The 11357-nt window shown below is 60.9% G+C and carries 11 protein-coding genes; 5 read left to right on the plus strand and 6 right to left on the minus strand.

Going from position 1 to position 11357, the window contains the following annotated elements; all coding sequences use genetic code 11:
* Window positions 1-146: 146 nt before the first annotated feature.
* From M0954_RS18310 to M0954_RS18325, 4 genes are all read right to left on the minus strand, one after another.
* A complete protein-coding gene (locus tag M0954_RS18310) occupies window positions 147-797 on the minus strand; it encodes a hypothetical protein (RefSeq protein WP_297354746.1) in 651 nt (216 codons plus the stop codon).
* A 5-nt stretch (window positions 798-802) separates the two neighbouring features.
* On the minus strand, window positions 803-2197 hold the full coding sequence (locus M0954_RS18315) for a selenium-binding family protein (RefSeq protein ID WP_123388426.1): 1395 nt from the start codon (window positions 2195-2197) through the stop codon (window positions 803-805).
* A gap of 297 nt (window positions 2198-2494) precedes the next feature.
* Window positions 2495-2752 carry a GlsB/YeaQ/YmgE family stress response membrane protein gene (locus M0954_RS18320; RefSeq protein ID WP_074268210.1) on the minus strand — a complete coding sequence of 86 codons (258 nt, stop codon included), beginning with the start codon at window positions 2750-2752 and terminating at the stop codon, window positions 2495-2497.
* A 460-nt stretch (window positions 2753-3212) separates the two neighbouring features.
* Complete coding sequence (locus M0954_RS18325) at window positions 3213-3920, minus strand: MgtC/SapB family protein (RefSeq protein ID WP_133894625.1); 708 nt, start codon at window positions 3918-3920, stop codon at window positions 3213-3215.
* An 821-nt stretch (window positions 3921-4741) separates the two neighbouring features.
* Between M0954_RS18325 and M0954_RS18330 the strand changes: the two genes are divergently transcribed.
* Entirely contained in the window at window positions 4742-5245 is a 504-nt protein-coding gene (locus M0954_RS18330; protein ID WP_297354749.1) for a hypothetical protein, read from the plus strand.
* Window positions 5246-5326: 81 nt separating this feature from the next.
* Here M0954_RS18330 and M0954_RS18335 read toward each other — a convergent pair whose 3' ends face one another.
* Window positions 5327-6490 (minus strand): metallophosphoesterase, encoded by a 1164-nt coding sequence (locus M0954_RS18335; RefSeq protein WP_122156229.1) that lies wholly within the window; start codon window positions 6488-6490, stop codon window positions 5327-5329.
* Between the two features lie 198 nt (window positions 6491-6688).
* On the opposite strand from M0954_RS18335, the gene M0954_RS18340 reads away from it, so the two are divergent.
* Window positions 6689-7279, plus strand: a complete 591-nt coding sequence (locus M0954_RS18340; RefSeq protein WP_297354751.1) for an alpha-ketoglutarate-dependent dioxygenase AlkB — start codon at window positions 6689-6691, stop codon at window positions 7277-7279.
* Window positions 7280-7284: 5 nt separating this feature from the next.
* Here the strand turns inward: M0954_RS18340 and M0954_RS18345 are convergent, their stop codons facing one another.
* On the minus strand, window positions 7285-7719 hold the full coding sequence (locus tag M0954_RS18345) for a universal stress protein (RefSeq protein WP_122156227.1): 435 nt from the start codon (window positions 7717-7719) through the stop codon (window positions 7285-7287).
* A gap of 349 nt (window positions 7720-8068) precedes the next feature.
* Here M0954_RS18345 and M0954_RS18350 point away from each other — a divergent pair, with 349 nt between their 5' ends.
* The 3 genes from M0954_RS18350 to M0954_RS18360 all read left to right on the plus strand — a co-directional run.
* The gene (locus M0954_RS18350) at window positions 8069-9055 is read left to right on the plus strand and encodes an ABC transporter substrate-binding protein (RefSeq protein ID WP_122156226.1); all 987 of its coding nucleotides are present in this window, start codon (window positions 8069-8071) and stop codon (window positions 9053-9055) included.
* 111 nt (window positions 9056-9166) lie between these two features.
* Entirely contained in the window at window positions 9167-10768 is a 1602-nt protein-coding gene (locus M0954_RS18355; protein WP_297354754.1) for a sugar ABC transporter ATP-binding protein, read from the plus strand.
* The coding region (locus tag M0954_RS18360; protein WP_367279523.1) for an ABC transporter permease at window positions 10765-11357 on the plus strand (593 nt) is incomplete at its 3' end. The genes M0954_RS18355 and M0954_RS18360, both read left to right, overlap by 4 nt.

The raw sequence follows: 11357 nt of genomic DNA on the forward strand, positions 1-11357 counted from the left end.
CAGGCTCCCTAGCAGCACCAGAAACCCCACCCCACAAAAGGTGGGGGTTCTGCGTTTACCCGCACAAAAACACCCGGCAAACCCCTCCACAGACCTCAAAAACCAGACGCTCCAGCAGCGCGGCGGAATCGATTCATCCCGCAAGATCAAAGCGTCAACTGCATCACACCACATGCCGCCAGCGTCCCTGTCCAGAGCAAATCGAAGTTGAGCCACTTGGTGCGCAAACCGCTGATGCCAAAGTGATCGAAAACAGCCACAGCGATCACGCCTGTAGTCGCCAGCATCGCAGCACTATGCACGCCCAGGGCGATAGCTGCGATTGTCACTGTAGGTCCGGGGCTGGAGGTCGCGGCACCTGGAGCATGAGCCAACGCGCTGCATATCGGCATCAACGCAGGAATCAACATGAGTCCAGCGCCGTGTGAGCCTGCCATCACAAACGACCACACCATCAGCCCGGCAAAGCCCGTTTGCATGCCCACGCGCGGTCGCATGCGATGGCCACGCAACGCATGCCATGCCGCCCAACTGATCAACAAGATCCCACACACTCGGCTCAACACAGAATGGTCGATGATCATGCCGAGCGACAATCCGGCCATCAGCATGCTGCCGGCGGCGAGTGCATGCCCGAGTGCGATCGGTACCAGCGAGAGCAGAACCACTCGCCGGCTGCGTCGATACAGTCCAAGTGCAACAGCAAACAGCCAGCCCATTGCCGGGTTGATGCCGTGAAACGCGCCAAGCGCCGCAACCGCGAACCATGTCCACCACGCCGAGGTTGATAGGTTCATACCATTCAGGGATAGCAGTACGAATCGGACGAACAGTCGCCGCCTTGCAGACGGATCTGATGTGGTCGATGTCCTTCCGGCCACTCCAGAAAGAACTTCTCATCGAACGACAGACCGCCGTCCGGGCCCGCATCGAGCTTGACCATCCAGCCGTCAATGCCATCCGGATAAAACTGCGGATCGACTGCGCCGTACAGCGAGTTCGTAAAGTAAATCCGTTTGCCGTCGCGGCTTACCTCGACCATTTGCGGACCGCCGTTGAGTGCGCCGTTCAACGCGCTCGGATGTTTCGCCCGCGAGACGATACCGCCGATGCGGACCTTCCCCGTTAGTTTCGGTTCGAACGGATCGGACACGTCATATTGCAGCAGGTCGCCCGTGCCCCAGCACGACACATAGAGAAAACGATCGTCGAGCGACAGATCGATGTCGGTCACAAGCGGCGGCACCGCGCCGAAGGACTTAAGGACGGGCGGAAGCAATGCGGGATCAGCAGGCTCGGCGGGGATATCAATAATCTTGCGCACCGCCCACTTGTCCTTGTCGCGATACCAGGTCCAGATGGACGAAGACAAATCCTTCAGGCTGATCACGCAATTGACGAAACCATACGCTTTGGTGGGATCGTGCGCCGGACGCAGTTCGAACACGAGTTGATACTCGGGTCCAAAGTCGATTTCCTGCAGATGCTTGCGGCGCGTGAAATCCCAAAAGTGCAGACGGCGGCCGTAACGCGCGCCTAGAAGCACCTCCGGAATCAAACCGTTCTCGAACGTATCAGGCGTGCCCCATTCGCTGGTGACGAGCGTGTCGTAGCCGAGGTGCCACCAGCCGTCGTAGGCGAGTTGCTGCGAGCCGCGGTCGACTTCCCAGCGTCCGAGTGGCTCAAAACTTTCCTGATCGAGCAGGAAGATGCCACCGGGCGCGCCGCCGTCGGCGCTGCCGAGCGCAGTCACATAGATGCCACCCGGACCACAATGTACGGTATGCGGACGGCTATAGCCCGTCCGGCTCGCGATGGTGGCCGGCTCGATTGTCTTGACGATGGTCGGATGACGCGGATCAGGCTTCGTATCGAGGATATAGATTCGCGACGAGCGCAACCCAGGCACAACCAGGTAACGTCGCTCCGTATGCGGATGCGGCGCGTTGGGGCAGAGGCACGAAGAACAGGCATTCCAGCCGAAATGATGCAACTCGTCGCCGGTATGCGGCATGGCCAGATTGCCGACGATGCTGGCATAAGCCGGAGAGGCTGGATCGACATCAACCACTGCGATCTCGTCCGGCCGGGTGCGATCAGGATCGAACGCGGCCACATAAGCGAGCTTTTCGGGCGGCGCCTGTGCAGCAAGGCGCGGCGAGGGATAAAAGCTCGGGTCCGGCTTCCAGATGCCCATGGTGCTCCTCCTCCGTATCAGTGCGACTCGGGACGACACAACTAGCCATCATGAACTGTAGTTGGTTTAAGCCACGCTCAAAGCTCGATATGGAATAAGCAAATGCGCCGACGTTATAGGACAAGGCGAGTTCGCGCAACGCGCAATGCACAATGCGTCGTATGCGATCTGTGCGACGAAGCCGATCGCGAGAGGAGAGGGGATGTGATGGGAGCGCCGTAGCAGCGGTTTGATTGCCCGCGCAACGATTTGATGCAGCGCAAGTCAGGCGACCGAAGCCGCCCGACACGGCAAACGCTAGACTCCGCGCCGACTAAACAGGCGGACGATAAACAACAGAATGACCGCACCGATTACCGCTGTGATGATCGAGCCGATCCAGCCACCGCCAAGCGAGATGTGCAGGACGCCGGAAAGCCAACCGCCGATAAACGCGCCGACGATCCCGACAATGATGTCGACGATCAACCCGAAACCGCCGCCCTTGACGAGCACGCCAGCCAGCCAGCCGGCGATCGCGCCAATGATGAGCCATGCAATGATGCCGTGTTCCATAATCAAGACTCCATGGTTGAGCGTGAAAAATTCACGGTGACAGAGCTTAGTCTAAGGGGGTGACGCAGTCCATATTCGGGATATGGATTTAACAATGTCTGAATGTATTGTGGCGGCATTGGCAAGGAGGCCGTTGCGACGGCGGAACCGGACGCATAGCCGCGATGGCTATGGCGCAAAGGCGGGGTAAGACAACGCGCAGTCGCTCGGTTCATTTCGTTCTCGGTCTCGGGCTGCACAGACATACGGACCATCGATTCACACGACGCACTCTACCATCAATGCAACGCGGCGCCGGCCGATGCTTCGTCTACGGTTGTTATAGATGACGCCGTCGCCGGGCGCAAGGCGCGGACTACCACCCCGCGGTCGGTGTCGCCCGGTTGGGCGTCTGAAAGCGAAACGGCGGAGCAAGGCGAACAATTCCTTAGACTCCGCTTGCCACTCTCAATACGCAGCGCTACTCCGGCGTCGGTTCTGCTTCTTTGGCAATCCAGCTTACGCTCGAGACGCTCGCCTCCATACTGATGCGACTCGCCATCAATTCGAGCTTCGACTGATCCTTCGGATGCAGTTTCAGGTTAGCCGTGACGCGTATGCGCCCGGGTTGCTCTGCCACGTCCTCGCTCGTCAGACTCTGAAAAGACAGGGGCATGGAGTACATCGAGTTCGACAGCGCCGCGCGGATATGAACCTCATCCTCTTCACGGCAGACCACGGTGAGCACGTACTCGCGCACGAGGTCAGCATTTGAAACCGGCGTCGCGTTGATGGTGCGGCTAACCTCGCGTAGCACCGTGTTGGTCAGCAGCACGATAGCTGTGCCAGCGAGTGCGGGACCGAAATGTCCCGCACCGCACAACACGCCGACGGCCGCGGAACACCAGAGGGTCGCCGCCGTGTTGATGCCCTGGATGGAGCCCTTGTCGCGCATGATCACGCCGCCGCCGAGGAAGCCGACGCCGGACACCACGTAAGCGGCGATCTGCGTGACGCCAGCCGTGCCATTGCCGGTCAGTACGCCCAACGAAACGAACAGGCACGCTCCGCTCGCGACGAGGGTGATCGTGCGCAGACCGGCAGTGCGTTGCCGCATCTGCCGTTCGATGCCGATTGCAACACCGCAGGAGAAGGCGGCGAGGAGCCGCCAGACAAATTCAAGCGTCATTGGATCAATAGTCGAGACGTGCCCAAACACGTAGTTTGAACCAGACGCGTGACAGCATCGCTAACAATACACGAGTTGCGATGCGTGTCTCCGCGCTATGCCTCGCGCAGGCAGATCAGGCCGTAGGAGCTGGCAGATCGAGGATGAGTCGAGTCCAGTGTGCACCACGCACTTCGGTGCGAAACGCTCCTGTGGTGGCGACGATCCGCCGGCCATCGGCTGCAGGGATGAAGACCTCCACGGAGTCAAAGGGCCGCTGCCAATGTCCTGTCCGAGCGTTGTCGCATCACTTTTAACACTGACCTTCCAGCAACCGTATGCTCCGGTGCGCCTGGCTTCCGATTCGCCATCGTCTTCATGACATTCGCCTTGCGTAACGCCTGCGCCTTGACAGGGCGCCACCATTCGAGGGTTCGACAACGGGCCTGCTTCAAGTCGGCCTGGCGCGGCTTCGGCGCGTCAGACTGGCGTTGCCCCGCTGCCAGTCTTCTCACGCCAGTCCAGCGGCGGCTTCGCATCAGATTCTTTCGCGCCGCAAAACCGCGGGGCTCGAAGGCCTCGAGCTTATTACGATTGAAACTTCATCCTATCTCAAATTAAATATGGAGTCCGAATCTTGACAAGCCCCATCCTGGAAAACAGACTGGGCTGTGCTTCGAATCAAGTCGTGCAGTCCATGCGCCAGATCGCATGCGGCAGCCGAGCCCGGTGTCCTCCTGCACAACCACCCGGCGCGAGCACTCCCGGTGATCGGGGTTGCGCTCTTTGCGCGCCTGCCCGCGGCCTGATTCTCTTTTCGTTATTACCTGATTGAGGATTGCATGAACAAGAAAACCCTTGGCATAGTTGCCGGCGCATTGATCGCAGCGGCACCGCTTGTTTCGTCGGCAGCTGAAGCGTTGCCCGTAGCTTTCGAAGGCAACAGTGTGTTGCAGGCCGACGGCGTGGTGAAGGGTGTCGACCAGGCACGGCATGCCGTCACTGTGGTCGATGCGCATGGCGGTGAAGCATCCTTCACGGTCACCGATACCCGCAATCTTGCCCAGATTCATCCGGGCAACAAGGTCCATGTCCGTATGACCCGTAGCGCGCTCGTGAGCCCTTCGCATGGCGCGCTTGCGGCACAGTCGCCGCAAAACCTCACGGCTGAGGTGGTGGCATTCGACCGCGCTTCAGGTGTAGTCGAGTTGAGGGGACCTAATGGCGAGGTGTTCCATATCCAGGGCCGTGATCCGGTGAAGGTCGCTAATCTGCAACCGGGGATGCGCGTTGACGTGGCGTATGCGCCGCACGTAAGCGTCGCAGTGGAGCCTGCGGCGCAGTAAAACGTCGACCAGCAAGGCTGGCGTAGTTACTTTGGCAGGTCGTACGCGGAGCGCCTGAAAGGGCGGTCCGCGTATTTCATCTCAGCTTGGCTCGCCTGGCACCAAACGCAGCCTCGTAATCTCCGAAGGCGCCCCGAGCCGCTTCGGCGGCCCCCAATAGCCGGTACCGCGGCTCGTATAAACCCACAACCCATTGAGCCGCGCGAGCCCTGCCGTAAACGGCTGCTGCAGGCGCACGAAGAAGTTCCACGGGAAGATCTGCCCGCCGTGCGTGTGTCCGGACAACTGCAACGTAAAACCAGCCTCGGCAGCGGCTTCGGCTGAGCGCGGCTGATGCGCAAGCAACACCTTGATCAGCACGTCGCCAGGAGCGCCTGCAAGCGCTGCAGCAGGGTCGCTGTGATGGGCGGGGTCGAAATGACCCGCGGAATAGTCGGTCACGCCTGCAATCACCGCGCGGGCGCCGTCGTGCTCCACCACCACGTGCTCGTTGAGCAGCACATGTAAACCAAGCCGGCGAAACTCCTCGATCCATGCGTTGGCGCCGGCGTAGTACTCATGATTGCCCGTGACCAGAAACGCTCCGTGGCGCGCGCTCAGGCGCGACAGCGGCCGCGTGTGATCCCGCAACTGCGGAACGCTGCCGTCGACGACGTCGCCGGTCACCGCGATCAGGTCAGGCTTCAGGCGGTTGACTGCGTCGACGATCGCATCCACGTAACGGCGTTTGATGGTTGGGCCAACGTGTATATCGCTGATCTGGACGATCGTGAAGCCGTCGAGCGCTTGCGGCAGATCGTCGATCGGGACATCGATCGTGACGACGCGTGCCCGCCTGCGCGCGTTAAAAAAGCCGACTGCCGTGGACAGCAAGGCCAGCAGCGGCACGGCCGCAGCAGAATCCATGCGCAAGCTCGCCAGTGGAATGGTGTGCGGCCAGATAGCGTCGACAGTCAGCAGCGACGCCAGCACGAGATCGCGCGCGAAGGTCAGCACCAGCAAAGAAGAGAAAAAGCCCATCGCCAGCAGGCCGGCCCAGGCGAGCCGGTCGCCGAGAGGCTGACGTTTGATGGTCCGTGCCAGCATGCCCAGCGGAATGAGCAGGACGGATAGTACGAGCCAGAGTGCCGCGAGCCAGCGGCCGGCGTTCCCCACTGGCAGGTCAGGAATGACCCGGAAGCCCACGTAAATGTGCAGCAGGACGCCAATGCCAATAATGCGAAAAAGGAACGATAAGCGGCGCATAGGAAGGGGGTAAGGCGAATCGGGTGCCGGACGTACGCGCAAACTTGCTGGCGCGTGCGGAGAAGGTGTTCGCCGGCAAGGCAGATCATTCTACCGACATGTCGTCACGCCTGCCGACGGTGCTCGAGCCTTTTTGAATTGCGTGCGCCGTAGGCTATTCTAAATGAGTTCGGCACCGCGCATGTCACCTCCCATTCCATGAACGATCTGTTTGACGACCTTCCCAAGCCCGACGTTGACTGGTATCCCGACTGGCTATCGCCCGAAGCCGCTGGTCGTGCCTTGACGCAACTGATCGACGAGGTTGCGTGGAAGCAGGAATCGATGGGCACGCCAGCGGGACGCGTGGCTCTGCCGCGACTCACCGCCTGGCAGGGGGAAGCGGACGCGGTGTACGTCTACTCCGGCATTCGCAATGTGCCGCAAGCGTGGACACCGGTGGTGGCCGAGTTGAAGGCAAGCGTCGAAACGACCAGCGGATGCCGTTTCAATAGCGTGCTGATCAACCGTTACCGCAGCGGAATGGACAGCATGGGCTGGCACGCGGATCACGAACCTGAATTGGGCGCGCAACCGGTGATTGCGTCGGTGAGTCTGGGCGTTTCCCGGACCTTCGATCTGCGCCACAATAAGACGGCGGTCGTGCAGTCGTTCCAGCTCAAAGGCGGCAGCCTGCTCGTCATGCGCGGAAATACGCAGGCGGAGTGGCGCCATCGGGTGCCGAAAGAACCGCGTGTCACCGGCGAACGTATCAACCTGACCTTTCGCTGGGTGACGTCGCGCCGCTAGCGTGGCTAGTTCACTGCCGTGACCGGTATCCGGGAAACACTCACCAGACGGTCCATGACGCTACGGTTGATGATCCGTGCAGCCGCATGGAACAGGTCCCTGCGCGGCGCTGCGACGACGATCTCGTCGCAGCCGTATTGTTCTGCACAACTTGCGATACTAGGTACCAGCGGGCCGACCCTGATCTCTACGGAATATTTAACGCCTGCGTCGTCGAGAATGCGTTTGGCGCGACTCAGCGCGGCCTCGCCGTCGGCACCTTCGAGTGTGCGCAACTTCGAGAGGGAATAAAAGGCTTCAAGACGCGTCGATTCGAGCGAGGGCTGCACGTTGACCAGCACGATCTCGGACGCACATCGCTCGTTATAGAGGAACGCAGCGTGCCGCACGGCTTGTAACGAGCGCGCCGAGCGGCTTACGGGAACCAGAAGTTTCAGCATGATCGGTTGTCTACCAGGTGACCGTTGGATCTGTCTGCAGACGTGCAGCAGGATCGACTAAAGGGTAGCGGCAGCCGCGTACCTGGCGTCTAAAGAATGCCCGCGAGCACATAAAAATCGCATCAAAAAATCGTGCCGAAACGCGATCCAAGGCCAGACTGGGGCGCCATCAGGGTATGCCCGAATACGTAGTCTGATTGGCATCGCTATACCAAAATTGGTATCGAGCGTGCAAATCATATGATTGGACGCGTGTCACGCCAGCCACTACGCTTTAACACGATCCCCTGCCGCAGCCTTGCTGCAGGCGGCTACGGATCGCCAGCACAACAACGATCAGGAGACAGACATGGCGAATTCACGGCGCGCGGTATTTCGTGCGTTGGGCGCGCTCGCACTCACAGCGGGCACCGGGACACTGAGCCTCGTGGCGCGCAGCGCATATGCCCAGGACAAGACCATCACCCTCGGTTTCGCGCAGGTCGGCGCCGAGAGCGCATGGCGCACGGCGAATACCGAATCGATCAAGTCGGCAGCAGCCGATGCAAAGATCAACCTCAAGTTCTCGGACGCCCAGCAGAAGCAGGAAAACCAGATCAAGGCGATGCGCTCGTATATTGCGCAGAAAGTCGATGTGATCGCGTTCTCACCGGTGGTGGAGTCGGGCTGGGAGCCCATCCTGCTCGAAGCGAAGGCCGCAAAAATTCCGGTGATCCTGACCGACCGCAACATCGACGTGAAGGATACATCGCTCTACGTCACCATGATCGGTTCCGATTTCATGGAAGAAGGGCGGCGTGGCGGTCACTGGCTTGAAGACAACTTCAAAAGCAATCCAGGGCCGATCAACATTGCGGAACTGCAGGGAACGGTCGGATCGGCGCCGGCCAATGACCGCCATTCTGGCCTCATCGAGGTGATCAAGAACGACCCGAAATTCAAGATCATCGCCTCACAAAGCGGCGACTTCACTCTGGCCGGCGGCAAGCAGGTCATGGAAGCCTTTATAAAAACTTATGGAAATAAAATAAATGTAGTTTATGCGCATAACGACGACATGGCGCTCGGCGCCATCCAGGCGATGGAAGAGGCTGGACTGCATCCCGGCAAGGACATCACCGTCGTCTCGTTCGACGCTACCAAGGGCGGCTTCCAGGCAATGGCCGCGGGCAAGATGAACGTCGATGTGGAATGCAGCCCGCTGCTGGGGCCGCAACTGATGTCGGCCGTGAAGGACGTGGTCGCCGGCAAGCCTTTGCCGAAGCGGATTTTGACGCAGGAAACGGTGTTTCCGATGAGCGTCGCGGCGCAGACGTTGCCGACCCGCAAGTACTGAACCGAGTCACTGACAGAGTGACGCAGACGTAACAAGTTTCTCCAGCGGTGCCTGGCCGTCCTGCTGCGTTCCACGGCAGGCGGCCTCTTTTCCACCCATCGAGCGAGGTCTATGGCCCACCCGACTCCTGATTCCCCGGAACCCGTTCGCAGCCACGGCCCGGCCTTGGCGCAGCATGCCGACACGACCGCCCAGACGGGAGAAATTGAGCCAATTCTGGCAACGAAGGGCGTCACCAAGACGTTTCCCGGCGTGAAGGCGCTGCAAAACGTCGATTTTCGGCTGTTCCCCGGCGAAGTCCACACGCTGATGGGGCAGAACGGCGCCGGCAAATCCACCTTGATCAACGTGCTGACGGGAGTGGTCGCACCCGACGCGGGCGTCGTGCATCTTGGCGGTCAGGCGGTGGCTTTCGCGTCTCCCCAGGAGGCCGAGGCAGCCGGCGTGCGGACGCTCTATCAGGAAGTGAATCTGTGTCCGAATCTGTCGGTGGCGGAGAACGTGTTTGCGGGCCGCCAGCCGAGACGCTTCGGCGCAATCGACTGGCGCGAAATCAGACGTCGCGCGCAGGCGGCGCTGGAGCGCCTTGATGTCTCGCTTGACGTGACCAAGTCGCTCGACGCGTATCCAATCGCCGTGCAACAGATGGTGGCCATCGCACGGGCGATTTCGGTCGACGCGCGCGTGCTGATCCTCGATGAGCCGACCTCGAGCCTCGATGACAGCGAAGTAACACAGCTTTTCAAAATACTTCGGCATCTTAAGCAATCGGGAATCGCGATCCTGTTCGTGACTCACTTCCTCGAGCAGACCTACGCGATTTCCGATCGTATCACCGTGATGCGCAATGGCGAGCGGGAGGGCGAGTACCTGGCGCGCGATCTGTCGGCGGACCAGCTGGTCGCGAAGATGGTCGGACATGAGCGGATGAGTACGCGGCTGCGGGAAGCGGCGCACGAAGCGCCGGTAGCGAAAGAGGCGGTGCAGCCGTTCGTCGAACTGCGCGGAGTGGGGCGTCGCGGGAGCATGCAGCCGATCGATCTCAATGTGCAACCGGGCCAGATTCTCGGTCTCGCCGGCCTGCTTGGCTCGGGACGCACCGAAACCGCGCGCCTGCTGTTCGGCGCCGACCGTGCCGATAGCGGCACCATGACCGTGGGCGGTCGCGCCGTGCGCTTGCGTTCGCCTCACGATGCCGTGGCGCTCGGCATCGGCTACTGCCCCGAAGATCGCAAGAAGGAGGGCATCGTCGCCGAACTGTCGATTCGCGAGAACATTTTGCTGGCGCTGCAGGCGCGGCGCGGGTGGTTCCGCAAGATCAGCGGGCAGCGGGCGCGTGAGCTGGCTGACCTGTGGATCGAGCGCCTGGGCATCAAGGCTTCGGACGCCGAGCAGCCCATTGGCCTGCTCTCCGGCGGCAATCAGCAAAAGGCGTTGCTCGCGCGCTGGCTGGCCACCGAACCGAAGCTGTTGATTCTCGACGAGCCGACCCGCGGCATCGACGTAGCCGCGAAGTTCGACATCATGGACCGCATGCTTGCGTTATGCGCCAGCGGCCTTGCGATCCTGTTCATTTCTTCGGAGGTCAGCGAGGTGCTGCGGGTAAGTCATCGGGTAGCAGTCCTGCGCGATCGCCGCAAGATTGCGGAGGTCGCGGGTAACGCGTCGAATGAGGACAACATCTATCGGCTGATTGCGGGGAGCGGCGAATGAAGATATCGAACTGGTTCACCCGCGATGGCGTGGAGCGTCCGCTGATCTGGCCGTGCGTGACCCTCGTGCTGCTTTTTGTGCTGGATTTGTGTGTCAATCCGCATTTTCTGTCACTGCGTGTTCTTGACGGACATCTGTTCGGTGCGCCCATCGACATCCTGAATCGCGCCGCGCCGCTCGCGCTGGTGGCGACAGGCATGACACTCGTGATCGCCACGCGTGGCATTGACATTTCTGTGGGCGCCGTGGTCGCGATTGCCGGTGCGGCCGCGGCCACGATCCTGGCTACGCAACCGTTTCCTAGTGCAGGGCTGATTGGCGAGGCACTGGTCGCGGCGCTTATCGTCGGCGTGTTGAGCGGCATGTGGAACGGCATGCTGGTGTCGTTCGTTGGCATGCAGCCGATTATCGCTACCTTGATCCTGATGGTGGCTGGACGTGGGGTCGCGCAGTTACTGACCGGCGGCCAGATCATTCCGATCGGCGCGCCGGGGTATCTGTTCGTCGGCGGCGGCTATCTGTTTGGCATTCCGTTTTCCGTGTGGATCGCAACCGTCGCGGTGCTGGCGACCGCGCTACTGATCGAGGG

The sequence above is a fragment of the Paraburkholderia sp. genome, assembly GCF_026225065.1.
GTDB lineage: Bacteria > Pseudomonadota > Gammaproteobacteria > Burkholderiales > Burkholderiaceae > Paraburkholderia.